Here is a 14,445-nt window from a genome sequence, read left to right as displayed (position 1 = left end):
GCCATGCGCCTGTTTCAGCATGCCTGCCCGGCCTGTGCGGCGGGTGATTCCCTCGACTGCCCCAAGGACACCGGGGGCCTGACCCGGCGCGGGCTGCTCGGCGCCGCCATCGGCCTCGGCTTCGCCGCCATGCCGGAGGAAGCCGTCGCGCAGCGCCTGGGCAATTCCGGCACGCGCGCCATCTCCATCCGGCGCGCCCAGACGGGTGAGAGCTTCCAGGGCGTCTATTGGCGCGACGGCCGCTATGACCGCGAGGCCTTGCAGCGCCTCGACCTCGTCCTGCGCGACCCGGGCATGGATGAGGCGACGCCCATGGACCCCCGCCTGTTCGACGTGCTGGTGACGGTGCAGCGCGCGCTGGATTCCACCGACACCTGGGAAGTCATCAGCGGCTATCGCGCGCCCGAGACCAATGCGGCCCGCGCGCGGTCCTCGCGCCGCGTCAGCCGCGCCTCGCTGCACATGTCGGGGATGGCCTGCGATTCGCGGCTGCCGGGGCGCAATTCGCTCGGCATCGCGCGCGTGGCGGCGGACATGCAGACGGGCGGCGTCGGCCTCTACCGGCGTGACGGCTTCGTCCACCTGGATTGCGGCCCGGCGCGGCGCTGGTAGCCGATGTTCCGACGCAGCGGCCCGACCGATTGCGAGATCAGCTGGAACGGGGCGGCGCTGCCCGCGCGGGCGGGTGAATCGCTGGCCGCCGCCTTGCTCGCCGCCGGCATCGCGCAGTTCCGCGACACCGCCGTCTCGGGCGCGCCGCGGGGGCCGCTCTGCCTGATGGGGGCCTGCTTCGACTGCCTGGTGGAGGTGGAGGGTGTGCAGAACCGGCAGGCCTGCCTCGTGATCGTCACCCCCGGGCTTTCGGCGCGCACGCAGGCCGGCGCGCGGGAGACGGGGGCGTGAGGGAGGTTCCGCTCCTCATCCTGGGCGCAGGCCCGGCCGGGCTGGCCGCCGCCGCGGAGGCCGCGCGCCAGGGCATCACCGCCCTTCTGCTGGATGAGAACCCGGCGCCGGGCGGGCAGGTGCATCGCGCGGTGGGCGGCTTCTACCGGCCCGAACCGGGCGCCCCGGGCGCGGACCAGGCGGCCGAGGGGCTGGCGCTGATCGAGGCCGCCGCCGCCTCCGGCACCGAGGCGCGCTATGGCGCCACGCTCTGGGCGATCCAGGAGGATGGCGTCGTCAGCTGGTCCGAGGGCGGGCAGGCCCAACAGGCGCTGGCCTCGGTGCTGCTGCTCTGCCCGGGCGCCACGGAACGGCCCATGCCCATTCCGGGGTGGACGCTGCCCGGCGTGATGGGTGTGGGGGCCGCGCAGATCCTGATGAAGACGGCCGGGCTGCTGCCGGAGGGCAAGACCTGGCTGGCGGGGCAGGGGCCGCTGCTCTGGCTCTATGCGGCGCAACTGCTGGACAAGGGCGTGCGGCCGGCGGGGATCGTGGACCTCTCGCCGGCCGGAATCCCCTGGCGGGCGCTGCCGCATCTGCCGCTGGCGCTGCGCGCGCCGGGCTATCTGCTGAAGGGGCTGGACTGGATGCGGCGCCTCCGCCGCGCCGGCATCCCGGTGATCAGGGCGCGCGAGGTGGCGGCGCTGGGGCGGGAGCGGCTCACGGGAATCTCCATTGATGGCAAGGAGATGGAGGCCGATCTTCTCCTGCTGCATGATGGTGTGGTGCCCAATACCCAGGTGACGCGCGCGCTGCCCGGCTGCGCCCATGAGTGGGATTCCGCGCAGATGTGTTTCCGCCCCGTGCTCGACGCATGGGGCAATACCAGCCTGGACGGGCTGCTGGTGGCGGGCGATGGCGGGGGCATCGGCGGGGCGCGGGCGGCGGCGCTCTCGGGCCGGATCGCCGCGCTGGAAGCCGCCCGGTGGCTTGGCCGGATTACGGTGGAACAGCGCGACGCCCTCGCCGGCCCGCTGCTGCACCGGCGCAGCGCGGAACTCGCCCCGCGCGGGCTGCTGGACGCGCTCTACCCGCCGCTGCCGATGGCCCGCGTGGCCGATGACACGGTGGTCTGCCGCTGCGAGGAAATCACTGCCGGGCGGGTGCGCGCCGCGGTGCGCCTGGGGGCGCAAGGGCCGAACCAGATCAAGGCGTTTCTGCGCGCGGGGATGGGGCCGTGCCAGGGGCGGGTCTGCGGCCCGGCCGTGCATGCGCTGATGGCCGAGGCGCGCGGCGTGGCGCCTGAGAGCCTGGAGCCGCTGCGGACAAGGTTCCCGACGAAGCCTGTGACGGTGGGGGAAATCGCGGCGCTGGCGGAGGGGTGACACCCAGGGGCTCTGCCCCTGGACCCCGGCAGGAAACTCAGTTTCCTGCACCTTCGCGGACATGATGGGGTGAAGGGGGCCGTGCCCCCTTCCGGGGTCGAGGGGCAGAGCCCCTCGGTTCACCCCTCAAACGTAGCCCGGCCCTTCAATCGCCGGGTGCTTGATCAAAAACTCCTCATTCACCTCCACACCAATCCCCGGCGCCTCGTTCGGCCGCACCGTCCCATCCGGGTGGATGCGCCAGGGCAGGCTGCAGAGTTCGTCGCGGAACTTGTTGGCGCGGCTGATGTCGGCTTCGAAATAGCCCGGGTTATCAATGGCGCAGAGCAGGTGGATGGACGCCGCCTGGTTGATCCCCGTCATCGAGGAATGCGGGTGGAACGGGATCTTGAAGGCCGAGCCCATGGCGGCGATGCGCATGCACTCCGTCACGCCGCCGGCCTTGGAGAGGTCGCCCTGCCAGATGCGGATCACGCCGTCTTCCAGCACGCGGGAGAATTCGTAGCGCGTGAAGTGGTTCTCGCCGGCGGCGAGCGGCGTGCGGCCATAGCCGGCGGCCTGCTTGTAGCTGGCGTGGTCATGCGCGGGGAAGGGCTCTTCCAGCCAGCCGATGTTCAGCTCATCCATCACGGGCATGACGCGGCGGACGTCTTCGATGGTGTAGCCGATATTGGCGTCGGTCAGGATGTCGATGTCGTCGCCGAAGGCGTTGCGGACGGCCTGCATGCGCTCGATATCGGCGCGCGGGTTGTCGCCCACGCGGAGCTTCAGCGCCTTGTAGCCGGCCTCCATATGGGGGGCGGCCTCGTCAATGAGCTGCGCGGGCGGCTGGTAGCCCAGCGCCACGCCGCCGGCATAGGCGCGCACGGGCTTGGAGCGGCCGCCCAGCAGCTTGTAGAGCGGCCAGCCCGCGGCCTTCCCGCGGATGTCCCACAGCGCCATGTCGATGCCGCTCATGGCGAGCGAGGTGCCGGCGCCCATCCCGTGGGAGGCGAGCTGGTACTGGTAGATCTTCGCCCAGATGCCGACCACGTCGCTGGCGTCCATGCCCATGATGAGGGTTTTCAGCGTGGTCTCGATGAGGCGGGCCACGGCGGTATGCGCCCGGCCGTGATGGGACTCGCCCCAGCCCACGATGCCGTCCTCGGTCGTCACCTTCACCATGACGGCGTCGCGCTTCACGGCCTGGCCGATGCCCAGGCGCGGGCCGCCCGGGGGCAGGGCGAAGCTGGTGGGATAGGCCTTGATGTCCACGATCTTCATGGGGGCGTTCCTCCGTGTTTGGCGGGGAGGGTGTCGCCTTGCGCGGGGGCTGGCAAGCGGGCCAGTATCCTGGCGCTTCAACGGAGTGCGATGATGGCTGAACCGAAGCTCGTCCTGCCGACCATGGATGCGATCCAGCGCTGGCAGGGCATCGCCGTGCCCAATGCGGCGGCCCGGCATGGGCTCGCGGATTTCGAGGCGCTGATCGCGGACCTCGAGAAGCTGCGGGGCGAGATGGCGTTCGAGGAGGAGCCCGCGGGGTTCGAGGCAGCGCTGCGCGACTGCCGGGACCCGGAGGCGTGACAGTTTTCCTTGCCTTAGGGTGGGTTTAAGGTCTATATTCCTAGACATGGCGCCGCACCCGACCTCTCCCATTTCCCGCATCCTTCGCCCGCCGCAATGGTCCGGGCTCCGCCCTGACACGCCAGGGAATTGCGGCCAGGCCGCGCCCCGGCATTTGTCCGAAACCCAGATGGTGCCGCGATGAGCCCTGACGTCCTCTCCGAACTCTCCATGACCGAGGCCGCCGACGCCTTCGCCCGCGGCGAGGTCACGGCCCGCGCGCTGGTGGAGGCGATGCTGCATCGCCTCGGCCAGCATGAGGCGAAGGTGAACAGCCTGATCCGCCTCGACCGGGAGGAGGCGCTGCTGGCCGCCCATGCGGCGGACAAGGCGCGGGCGGCAGGGCAGAAGCTGGGGCCGCTCGCCGGCGTGCCCATGCTCCACAAGGACATGTATTACCGCGCGGGCAAGGTCAGCACCTGCGGCAGCCGGATCCGGCGCGACTTCGTGCCGCCGGTGACGGCGACGGTCCTGAAGCGCCTGGATGCGGCGGGCGCCATTGATGGCGGCACGCTGAACATGGCCGAATTCGCGCAGAACCCGACGGGCCACAACGCGCATTTCGGCGATGTGATGAACCCCTGGAACGCCGCGCATTGCACGGGCGGCTCCTCCTCCGGCTCAGGCGCGGCGGTGGCGGCGCGCTTCGTGACGGCGGCCCTCGGGTCCGACACGGGCGGCTCGATCCGGCTGCCGGCGGCGATGTGCGGCGTCACCGGCCTCAAGCCCACGCAGACGCGGGTGCCGCGCACGGGGGTGATGCCGCTCTCGTTTTCCGCCGACAATGTGGGGCCGCTCTGCCGCACGGCGCGGGATGCGGCGCGCTTCCTCAGCGTGATTGCCGGGCGTTGCGAGGGCGACCCGACCAGCGCGCGCGAGCCGGTGCCGGATTACGAGGCGGCGCTGACGGGCGATCTGCGCGGGATGCGCATGGCGGTGATCGAGCCGTGGTTCCTGGACGGCATCGAGGAGCCCGTGGCGGCGGCCTTCGAAGCCGCGATCCGCGTGCTTCAGGCGCGCGGCGTGCGGACGGAGATGATCAGCCCGGCCTCGATGCACGGGATCGTCACCTACACCGCCGTCGTCTCGCGCGTGGAGGGGGCCACGATCCACCAGAACTGGATGCGGGAATGCCCTGGCGACTACGCCACGCATCTCTCGGCACGCATCTATGGCGGCTATGCCATCCCGGGCACGGCCTATCTGGAGGCGCTCTCGCGCCGCGGGCCGCTGCTGCGCGCTTTCTGCGCGGAGGCGCTGGAGGGCTTCGACGCGGTGCTGACGCCCACGTTGCGCACCCGCGTGCCGACGCGCGCGGAGACGGACATTGATGCCGACCCCGAGAACTGGGCGCGCTTCATGGGGCTTTCGGCCAATACGCGCCCCTTCAACTATCTGGGCCTGCCAACGATCAGCGTGCCGGCCGGCTTCGATGACCGCGGCCTGCCGGTGGGGCTGCAGATCGCAACGCGCCCCTTCGGCGAGGCGCGGCTGCTCAGGATCGCGGATGCCTTCCAGCGCGAGACGGATTGGCACAAGCGCAACCCCTTCCCGTGAGCGCCCCGTCCGATGACCGGAGGGCGGAGCCCGCAGGTCTGAATCGGCCGGGTGGCCCGGCAAAGCTGGCCATCGGCTTCATGTGCAAGCCCCCGGTGGCGGGGCTGAGCAAGACGCGACTCGCTGCCGTGCTGGGCGCCGAGCGTGCCGCCGAACTGGCCCGCGCCTTCCTGCTGGACAGCGCCGGCATCGCGCGGCAGCTCGCGACGCGCGAGCATGCGGCGCTGACGGCCTTCCACACGCCGGATGATGCAGGCGAGGCGATGGCCGCGCTGCTGCCCGGCTGGCGTCTCGCGCCGCAAGGCGAGGGCGATCTCGGCGCGCGGATGGCACGCGCGGTGGAGCAACTCTTCGCCGAGGGCGCCGGCCGCGCGCTGCTGATGGGCGCCGATGCGCCGACGCTGCCGCCCGCGCTGCTGGAATTGCTGCTGGCCGCGCTGCGCGACGGCGCGGATGCGGCGGTGATCCCGGCCTTGGATGGCGGGTATTGCGCCATCGCCTTCGCGCGGCCGCTACCGGCGCTGCTGGAAGGGATCGCCTGGTCCACGCCCGCCGTGCTGGCCGAGACGCGCGCGCGCGCCGGCGCGCTGGGCCTGCGCTTCGATGAGCTGCAGTCCTGGCATGATGTGGATGAGGCGGCGGATCTGGAGCTGCTGCGCCTGACGCTGGACGGCGCGCGGCCGCCGGGCGGCTCGCCGCTGCCGGGCTATCGCGCGAGTGCGACGCGCGAGGCGATGCGGCTTGCGGGGTAGGGCGCGCCCCACCCGCAACGCCCCACGCCAAGACCAGACTTATTCGTCCGAAACCGCGCTTCTACAGCGCCCGATGCAGCCAATGCGCGATCGCCGTGGTCCGCGCATCCTGATGCGCCTGGCCGATGATCTGCGCGCCCCAGGGCATGCCCTCGACGGCCATCACCGGCAGCGTCACGCAGGGCACGCCCAGCGCCGAGGTCGCGGCATTGGCCGCGATGTCGCCGGTGGGGCGGGGGTTCTGCGTGTCCTCCGGGTCCCAGAGCGGCGCGATGCCGGGGGCGGCGGGGGCGATCAGCGCATCCACCACGGGGGCGAGGCGCGCCATGGCCGCGCGCATCTCCTCGCGCGTGGCGAGTGCGGCGCGGTAATCCTCGGCGGTCAGCGCCTCGGAGGCGCGGAGCCGCGCGATGGCGCGGGCGCTGAGGCCACCCGGGTGGTTGGCTTCCAGGTTCAGCAGGGACCAGCGATTCTCGAAGCCCACGATCACCGCCGTCACCGCCTTGCCCTGGGCCGCGATGCGCTCCAGCGCCGCCAGCGCGGGATGGTCGGTGAGCACGGGGATGCCGAGGGCGCTGATGCGCTGGAGCAGCGCCTCGAAGGCTTCCCGCTCGGCCGGGCGCAGCATGGACCAGGCCTCGGTTTTCAGCAGGCCCAGCCGCTCGGGGCGGGCGGGGTGCGGCGGCGTCTCGGGGCCGACCAGGCCCAGCGTGCCGGGATCACCGCCCGCCCGCTTCGCGATCTCGATGGCGACCTGCCACATGTCCTCGTAGCTGTTGGCATGCACGCCGGCGGTGCTCTGGCTGGAGCCCTGGCGCTCGCCGCGATGGATGCCGCCCTGCGTGGGCTTGAGGGCGATGTTCCCGCAGAAGGCGGCGGGGCGGATGATGGAGCCGCCCACCTGCGTGCCGATGGCCGCCGGCACCATGCCTGCGGCGACGGCGGCGGCGGAGCCGGAGGAGGAGCCGCCCGGCGTGCGCGTGGCATCGAAGAGATTCCTGGTCGGCCCCGGCTCGCTCTGACCGAGTTCGGTCGTGACGGTCTTGCCGAGGATGATGGCGCCCGCCTGCTTGAGCGCCTGGATCATCGCGGAATCGCGGCGCGGGAAATTCCCGGCATAGGCGGCGCAGCCCATCTGCGTCGGGAAATCCTTCGTCTCGATCAGGTCCTTGATGCCGATGGGCATGCCATCAATCGGCGAGAGCGGCTGTCCCGCCTGCCAGCGCGCCGTGCTGTCATCGGCGTGCTGGCGCGCGAAGTCGGGGTCATAGACGACGAAGGCGCGCAGATCCTCCTCGCGCGCGGCGATCATGCCGAGGCAGCGCTCCAGATAGGCGCGGGGGCTGTCGCGCCCCTCGCGGAAGCCGGCGGTGGCGTCATGCCAGGTGAGGCCGGCGAAGGTCTTCGGGTGGTAGCTGGGCATTCAATGGATCTCCGGCTCGGGGGTCGGCTCCCCGCGTTCCAGGAAGTCGAGGTCGCAGCCCGTATCGGCCTGGCCGACGCTGCGCTGGTACAGCGCCGTCCAGCCGCGCTGCTGGGGTTCGACGCGCGGCCTCCAGGCGGCGCGTCGGGCGGCGAGTTCCGCCTCGTCCACCAGCAGGTCGATGCGCCGGCCCGGCACGTCGAGCGAGATCATGTCGCCATCGCGCACCAAAGCGAGCGGCCCGCCGAGCGCCGCTTCGGGCGCCACATGCAGCACGCAGGTGCCGTAGCTGGTGCCGGACATGCGGGCATCGGAGACGCGGACCATGTCGCGCACGCCCTGCGCCAGGAGCTTCTTCGGGATGGGCATCATGCCCCATTCGGGGAAGCCCGGCCCGCCCTGCGGTCCCGCCTGGCGCAGCACGAGCACGCTGTCGGCCGTCACGTTGAGGTTCGGGTCATCCAGCCGCGCATCGAGGTCGTTGTAGTCCTCGAAGACCACGGCCGGGCCGGTGTGGCGCAGCTTTTCCGGGCTCGCCGCGCTGTGCTTGATGACGGCGCCATCGGGGGCGAGCGAGCCGCGCAGGATGGCGACACCGCCCTCCGGGTAGAAGGGATTGTCGAGGGGGCGGATCACGTCGCGGTCATGGACCTCGGCGCCCGCGATCTGCGCGCCCAGCGTGCCGTTCACGGTCACCGCATCCAGCGCCAGATGCGGCGCCAGCGTGGCCAGGAAGCCGCGGCTGCCGCCCGCGTAGAAGAAATCCTCCATCAGATGCGTGTCGCCGTTCGGGCGCAGATTGGCGATCAGCGGCACACGCGCGCTGATGGCGTCGAAGCGCTCCAGATCCATCGCGATGCCCGCGCGGCGCGCGATCGCGATGAGGTGCGGGATAGCGTTGGTGGAGCCGCCGAAGGCCATGGTCGCCGCCACCGCATTGTCGAGGCTGCGCTGGTCCAGCAGCTTCGTGATGGTCAGATCCTCCCACACCATCGAGACGATGCGCGAACCGGCGGCGGCGGCCATACGGGGATGCGCGGAATCCACGGCCGGGATGCTGGCGGCCCCCGGCAGCGTCAGGCCCAGCGCCTCGGCCGCGATGGCCATGGTGCTGGCCGTGCCCGCGGTCATGCAGGTGCCGGCGGAGCGGGAAAGGCCCGCCTCCATCTCGTTCCAGTCCGATTGCGCGATCGTGCCCGCGCGCAGCTCGGAATAATACTTCCAGACATCGCTGCCCGAGCCCAGCTTCTTGCCGCGCCAATTGCCGCGCAGCATGGGCCCGGCCGGGACATAGATCGCCGGGATGCCCATGCTGATCGCGCCCATGATCAGCGCGGGCCCCGTCTTGTCGCAGCCGCCCATCAGCACGAGGCCATCGAGCGGGAGGCTGCGCGCGATCTCCTCCGTCTCCATCGCCAGGAAGTTGCGGTAGAGCATGGTGGAGGGCTTCTGGAACACCTCGGGCAGGGCCATGGCCGGGATTTCCATGGGCACGCCGCCGGCCTGCCACACGCCGCGCTTCACATCCTGCGCGCGCTCGCGGAAATGGCCGTGGCAATGCATCAGGTCCGACCAGGTGTTGATGATGCCGATGACGGGCTTGCCCCGGAATTCCGGCTGGCCGAAGCCGAGCTGCATGAGGCGCGAGCGATGATTGGCGCTGCGCATGGTCTCGACACCGAACCAGCGATGGCTGCGGAGGTCCTCGGGCTTCTTCGTCATCGGATCAGGCTTTCAGCGCGGGGCCATGCGCAGCGCGCCGTCGAGGCGGATGGTCTCGCCGTTCAGATAGGCATTGCCCACGATGCTCATGGCGAGGCTCGCATACTCATCCGGGTTGCCCAGGCGATGCGGGTTGGGGACGCCAGCGGCCAGCGAGGCCTTCACCGCATCCGGCAGGCGCTGGAGCATGGGCGTGTCGAAGATGCCGGGCGCGATGGTGCAGACGCGGATGCCCTTGCTGGCGAGGTCGCGCGCCGCCACCACCGTCATGCCGATGACGCCGGCCTTGGAGGAGGCATAGGGGATCTGGCCGATCTGCCCCTCGATGCCGGCGATGGAGGCGGTCAGGATGCAGACGCCGCGCTCGCCCTCCACGGCGTCATTCTTCGCCATGGCCGCGGCGGCGAGGCGCAGCGCGTTGAAGCTGCCGGTCAGGTTCACGCGGATGATCTCGGCGTAGTGGGCGAGGCTGCCCGGCGTGCCGTCCTTCTCCAGGATGCGCAGCGCGCCGCCACGGCCCGCGCAATGCACCAGCACGCGCACCGGGCCCATCGCCTCGGCCGCCGCGACGGCCGCCGTCATGCTCGCCTCATCGCCCACATCGGCCACCGCGAAGCCACCGCCCAGTTCGGCCGCCACCGCCGCACCCGGGGAGGTCGCGAGGTCCACGATCATCACCTTGGCGCCCGCGGCGGCGAGACGCTTCGCGCTGGCCAAGCCAAGGCCGGAGGCCCCACCCGTCACGATCGCGACAGCACCCTTCACATCCATCTGATTCCTCCCTCGGTGTGTGGGGGGGAGCGCACCATGCATGCCGCATTGACGCAACCCGCCAGGACGCGGAAGTTTGCGGTGAGGAACAACGAGGAAGCGCCCATGCCGCTGCTGGCCCAGAATGCCGCGTGCTGGCCCGATAAGATCTGCGCCATCTTCCCCGATACGGGCGAGGCGCTGAGCTTCGGGCAGCTCGATGCGGCGGCGAACCAGATCGCGAATGGGCTGGTGGCGCTCGGCCTGCAGCCGGGCGAGGGAATCGCGCTGCTGCTGGAAAACGGTCCGGAATTCCTCTGGCTTACCTATGGCGCGAAGCGGGCGGGGCTGATGGTGACGCCGCTCTCCATCCATCTGCGGCCCAATGAGGTGGCGCATGTGCTGCGCGATTCCGGGGCGCGGCTGCTGGTCGCCTCCTCCACGCTGGGCGAGCTGGTGGCCGCGCTCGACCTGTCCGAGGTGCCGCATCGCTACAGCGCGGGCGGCGCCATCACCGGCTTCACGCCGCTGGACGCGCTGCGCACCGGCCAGCCCAGGACCTGGCCGCCGGGCGAGCGGCCGTTGGGGCGGGAATTCCTCTACTCCTCCGGCACCACGGGCCTGCCCAAGGGCATCCGCCGCCCGCCGATCCCCTTCGCCGACCGGCTGAAGCCGGAATTCGACATGACCTGGAAGGGCTTCTACGGATTTGACGAGGCGACGGTCTATCTCTCGCCTGCGCCGCTCTATCACGCCGCCCCCAACCGCTATGTGCAGCGCGCGATGGACCATGGCGGCACGGCGGTGATCCTGCGCAAGTTCGACGCGGAGCGCTGCCTTGCCCTGATCGCGGAACACCGCATCACCCACAGCCAATGGGTGCCCACCATGTTCGTGCGGATGCTGGCCCTGCCGGGGGAGGTGCGGGCCCGGCACGACCTCTCTTCGCACCGCTGCGCCATCCATGCGGCCGCGCCATGCCCGGTGCCGGTGAAGCGCGCGATGATCGAATGGTGGGGGCCGGTCATCCGTGAGTATTACGCAGGCAGCGAGGGCATCGGCACGGTGTTCATCGACAGCGAGACCTGGCTCACCAAGCCCGGCAGCGTGGGGCGCCCCGCCTATGGCCGCGTGCACATCCTGGACGATGAGGGCCATCCGCTGCCGCCCGGCGAGACGGGCCGGATCTGGTTCGAGGGCGGCGCGAAATTCGCCTACCATAACGACCCGGAGAAGACCGCGGCCGCCTATAATGAGCGCGGCTGGGCCACGCTGCATGACCTGGGCTGGCTGGATGCGGAAGGCTTCCTCTTCCTCTCCGACCGACGGGCGGACCTCATCCTCTCGGGCGGGGTGAACATCTACCCGGCCGAGATCGAGGCGGTGCTGATGACGCATCCGCGCGTGAGCGAGGTGGCCGTGATCGGCGTGAAGGATGAGGAGTTCGGGGAGCGCCCGCGCGCGCTGGTGGTGCCCCGCGGCGGCACGGGCGATGCGGCGCTCGCCGAGGAACTGATCGCGCTGTGCCGGCGCGAGCTGGCGGGCCCCAAGGTGCCGCGGGCCGTGGAGTTCCTCGACGAATTGCCGCGCAGCGAGGCGGGGAAGCTGCTGCGGCGCGTGTTGAAGGAACGCTATCTCTGAGGGGGCTTCGCCCCCTCAACCCCCAGCAGGAGGCTGGCCTCCTGCACCTCGCTACCGCTTCGCCTTGTCCTCGTCATTCCGCGCCTTGATGCGCGCGCGGGCCTCGGCCCACTCCGCATCGCCCCAGGCGGTGTAGTCATTGTAGTTGCCCGCGCCATTCGCGAGCCAATTGCCGCCATCCAGCGCCACCGTCTGCCCGCTGATCCAGCGCGCGCCATCCGAGAGCAGGAAGGCCGCGAGATTGCCGAGATCCTCCCCCGTGCCGCCCTTGCGCATCGGGTTCTTCGCCACCGCCTTGCCGACAGGATCTTCGGCGCCAGGGCGGATGCGCGCCAGCATCCCCTCCGTCGGGATCAGGCCGGGCGCGATGCCGTTCAGCCGGATGCCGTAGCGGCCCCATTCGAGCGCGAGCGACTTCGTCATCGCATCCACCCCCGCCTTGCTCATGGCGGACGGCACCACGAAGGGCGCGCCGGTCCAGACCCAGGTGACGGTGATGGAGACCACGGCGCCCGGCTGGCCCGCCGCGATCCAGCGCTTGCCCAGCGCCTGGGTCACATGGAAGGTGCCGTTGAAGACGATCTCCGAGACGGCGCGGAAGCCGCGCGGCGAGAGATCCTCCGTGCGGCTGATGAAATTGCCGGCGGCGTTGTTGATGAGATGCGTGGGGCCATGGCCGACGTCGAAGCTCGCCTGGATGGCGGCGTCCACCGCATCGGCGTCCTTGATGTCCACCGCCTGGAAACGCGCGCGGCCGGGATGGGCGGCGTTCATCGCCGCCACCGTCTCCTCCAGCACCGAAGCGCGACGGCCCCAGATTTCGACCGCGGCACCCAGACCGAGCAGATGCTCGGCCATCATGCGCCCGAGGCCGGTGCCGCCGCCGGTGATCAGCACGCGCTTGCCGGCAAACAGATCGCCCGCGAAGATCACAGGCCGAGGCCCAGGCGCTTCACGCGCGCTTCCTCGTAATTCGCCGTCTCCTGGATGAAGCGGCCGTAGTCCGCGCTGTTGAGATATTCCAGCGGCATGTCGAGCCGCTCCAGCGTGGCGATATGCGCCGGGTCGTGCAGCGCGATACGGAAGCCGTCATGCAGCCGGCGGACGATCTCGGGGTCCATGCCCTGCGGGCCCACGATCCCGTAGGGCGAGGTCACCACCATGTCCTGGTAGCCGAGCTCGATCAGCGTCGGCACGTTGGGCAGCTTGGGCGAGCGCGCGCGCGGCCAGACGTTCAGCGCGCGCAACTGCCCGTCCTGGATGAGCTGCAGCACGCCCGAGCCGGTGCCCGAGGCGTCGATATGGCCGCCGATGAGCGCCGGCACGGCATCGCCCTCGCCGCGGAAGGGCACGTGCAGCACCTCGATCCGCTCGCGCGCCGCAAGCTCGATCAGGGTGAGGTGCGGCGTGCCATTGGCGCCCGTATTGCCGATCTTCACCTCGCCCGGCCGGCGCCGCGCATCGGCGACGAGGTCGGCCCAGGTCTTGTAGGGGCTTTCGGCCCGCACGCAGACCATGAAGAGATAGCCGGTGACGTGGATGATGGGCGTGAAGTCGGTGCGCGGGTTGAAGGCCATGCGCTGCATGAAGGGCAGGCGGATGGCGGGCAGCGCGAATTGCGCGAGCGTGTAGCCGTCGGGCCGGGCGTTGCGCATGTTGGCGGCCGGCAGCGTGCCGCCGCCGCCGGGCCGGTTCTCGATGATCACCTGCTGGCCCATGGCGCGCGTCGCGGCCTCGGCGAAGCTGCGCATCTGCACATCGGTGGCGCCGCCCGCGGGGAAGCTGATCTGGATGGTGATGGGCCGGTTGGGAAAGGCCTGCGCGGCCGCCAGGCCCGGCAGCAGGGCGGGCGTGGCGAGGGCGCTGGCCAGCAATTGGCGGCGGTTCATCTTGGCGTCTCCCGTAGTCTTTTATGAAGAACTCTTCATCGCCGATTTGGCGCGGCGATGCCAGCACGAAGCGTCAGGCGGGATCGAGCCCCGCCGCCCGCGAAACCGCCTGCGCGGCGGGCGAGGCCAGGAAGCGGATCAAGGCCAGTGCCGCCTCCGGCTGCTCGGAGCGTGCGCCGATCCCGGCCGAGAAGGTGGTGACGCGCTGGAGCGGCGCTGGCAGGGGCCCCACGATCTCGATGCCCGGGATGGGCAGCAGCTCGCTCATCTGCTGGAAGCCGATCTCGACCACGCCGTTCGCGACCTCGCGCCCCACCCAGCGCGGGAATTGGCGCGCCTTGCCCTGCATCTGCTCCGAGATGCCGAGGCGCGCAAACAGCTCGGTGGAGAGATAGACGCCGCTGGCGCTGGAGGAATAGCCGATGCTCCGCGCGTCCAGCAGCGCCTGGCGGAACTCCTCCACGGTGCCGATTCGCGGATGCGGCGCGCCGGCGCGCACCGCCATGGCGATGGCGGAGTGCACGAGGTCCCGCTCGCTGCCGGGGCGGACATGCCCCGCCCGGACCAGGCCGTCGAGCGAGCCGCGCGCGAGGATCACCACATCGGCGCGCTCGCCGCGGGCGAGGCGGTTGGGCAGGGCATCGGGGGCCACGCCCATGGAGGCGCCCCGGATGGTCTCGATCGCGTGGCCGGTCTCGGCGGTGAAGCGCGGCGCCAGGATCTCGAAGGGCGCGGTGAAGGCGCCCGAGGTCATCACCTGGAGCGGCGCGGCGGCGCGGGAGGCCGCGGGCAGCAGCCCGGCGAGCCCCAGCCCCAGGAACAGGCGACGTTGCAACATG

At 71.1% G+C, this 14,445-nt stretch carries 14 protein-coding genes; 7 read left to right on the top strand and 7 right to left on the bottom strand.

Features of this window, described 5'->3' with window-relative positions; genetic code table 11:
* Positions 1-3: 3 nt before the first annotated feature.
* The 3 genes from ACQ860_RS02965 to ACQ860_RS02955 are packed head-to-tail and all read left to right on the top strand — an operon-like array spanning position 4 to position 2,267.
* Positions 4-612, top strand: coding sequence for a DUF882 domain-containing protein (locus ACQ860_RS02965; protein ID WP_431301923.1), 609 nt, complete (start codon positions 4-6; stop codon positions 610-612).
* A 3-nt stretch (positions 613-615) separates the two neighbouring features.
* Positions 616-903 (top strand): (2Fe-2S)-binding protein, encoded by a 288-nt coding sequence (locus ACQ860_RS02960; protein WP_431301922.1) that lies wholly within the window; start codon positions 616-618, stop codon positions 901-903.
* On the top strand, positions 900-2,267 hold the full coding sequence (locus ACQ860_RS02955; protein WP_431301921.1) for an FAD-dependent oxidoreductase: 1,368 nt from the start codon (positions 900-902) through the stop codon (positions 2,265-2,267). Before ACQ860_RS02960 ends, ACQ860_RS02955 begins: the two co-directional genes overlap by 4 nt.
* A gap of 126 nt (positions 2,268-2,393) precedes the next feature.
* Here ACQ860_RS02955 and ACQ860_RS02950 read toward each other — a convergent pair whose 3' ends face one another.
* Positions 2,394-3,530, bottom strand: a complete 1,137-nt coding sequence (locus ACQ860_RS02950) for a mandelate racemase/muconate lactonizing enzyme family protein (RefSeq protein ID WP_431301920.1) — start codon at positions 3,528-3,530, stop codon at positions 2,394-2,396.
* A 93-nt stretch (positions 3,531-3,623) separates the two neighbouring features.
* Here ACQ860_RS02950 and ACQ860_RS02945 point away from each other — a divergent pair, with 93 nt between their 5' ends.
* The 3 genes from ACQ860_RS02945 to ACQ860_RS02935 all read left to right on the top strand — a co-directional run bounded on the left by ACQ860_RS02945 (position 3,624) and on the right by ACQ860_RS02935 (position 6,181).
* Positions 3,624-3,833 (top strand): hypothetical protein, encoded by a 210-nt coding sequence (locus ACQ860_RS02945; protein ID WP_431301919.1) that lies wholly within the window; start codon positions 3,624-3,626, stop codon positions 3,831-3,833.
* A gap of 180 nt (positions 3,834-4,013) precedes the next feature.
* The gene (locus tag ACQ860_RS02940; protein WP_431301918.1) at positions 4,014-5,429 is read left to right on the top strand and encodes an amidase; all 1,416 of its coding nucleotides are present in this window, start codon (positions 4,014-4,016) and stop codon (positions 5,427-5,429) included.
* Positions 5,430-5,509: 80 nt separating this feature from the next.
* Positions 5,510-6,181, top strand: a complete 672-nt coding sequence (locus tag ACQ860_RS02935; protein WP_431301917.1) for a TIGR04282 family arsenosugar biosynthesis glycosyltransferase — start codon at positions 5,510-5,512, stop codon at positions 6,179-6,181.
* A 61-nt stretch (positions 6,182-6,242) separates the two neighbouring features.
* On the opposite strand, the gene ACQ860_RS02930 is transcribed toward ACQ860_RS02935, so the two are convergent.
* Genes ACQ860_RS02930 through ACQ860_RS02920 form a run of 3 tightly spaced genes read right to left on the bottom strand, consistent with a single transcriptional unit; the run spans position 6,243 to position 10,097 of the window.
* Positions 6,243-7,604, bottom strand: coding sequence for an amidase (locus ACQ860_RS02930; RefSeq protein WP_431301916.1), 1,362 nt, complete (start codon positions 7,602-7,604; stop codon positions 6,243-6,245).
* Positions 7,605-9,326 carry an L-arabinonate dehydratase gene (gene araD / locus ACQ860_RS02925; RefSeq protein ID WP_431301915.1) on the bottom strand — a complete coding sequence of 574 codons (1,722 nt, stop codon included), beginning with the start codon at positions 9,324-9,326 and terminating at the stop codon, positions 7,605-7,607.
* Positions 9,327-9,338: 12 nt separating this feature from the next.
* Positions 9,339-10,097: an SDR family NAD(P)-dependent oxidoreductase gene (locus tag ACQ860_RS02920; RefSeq protein ID WP_431301914.1), complete on the bottom strand. Its 759-nt coding sequence runs from the start codon at positions 10,095-10,097 to the stop codon at positions 9,339-9,341.
* Positions 10,098-10,202: 105 nt separating this feature from the next.
* Between ACQ860_RS02920 and ACQ860_RS02915 the strand changes: the two genes are divergently transcribed.
* Entirely contained in the window at positions 10,203-11,717 is a 1,515-nt protein-coding gene (locus tag ACQ860_RS02915; RefSeq protein ID WP_431301913.1) for an AMP-binding protein, read from the top strand.
* A gap of 51 nt (positions 11,718-11,768) precedes the next feature.
* On the opposite strand, the gene ACQ860_RS02910 is transcribed toward ACQ860_RS02915, so the two are convergent.
* The 3 genes from ACQ860_RS02910 to ACQ860_RS02900 form a co-directional block, all read right to left on the bottom strand.
* Positions 11,769-12,650, bottom strand: coding sequence for an SDR family oxidoreductase (locus tag ACQ860_RS02910; RefSeq protein ID WP_431301912.1), 882 nt, complete (start codon positions 12,648-12,650; stop codon positions 11,769-11,771).
* A complete protein-coding gene (locus tag ACQ860_RS02905) occupies positions 12,647-13,606 on the bottom strand; it encodes a Bug family tripartite tricarboxylate transporter substrate binding protein (RefSeq protein WP_431301911.1) in 960 nt (319 codons plus the stop codon). The genes ACQ860_RS02910 and ACQ860_RS02905 overlap by 4 nt, the downstream gene beginning before the upstream one ends.
* 73 nt (positions 13,607-13,679) lie before the next feature.
* On the bottom strand, positions 13,680-14,444 hold the full coding sequence (locus ACQ860_RS02900; protein WP_431301910.1) for a substrate-binding domain-containing protein: 765 nt from the start codon (positions 14,442-14,444) through the stop codon (positions 13,680-13,682).
* Position 14,445: the final 1 nt, after the last annotated feature.

The organism is Sediminicoccus sp. BL-A-41-H5 (assembly GCF_050632405.1).
In the GTDB taxonomy this organism is placed as follows: domain Bacteria; phylum Pseudomonadota; class Alphaproteobacteria; order Acetobacterales; family Acetobacteraceae; genus Roseococcus.
Note: the sequence above shows the minus strand (reverse complement) of the source record. Positions and strands in the feature narration are given on the sequence as shown.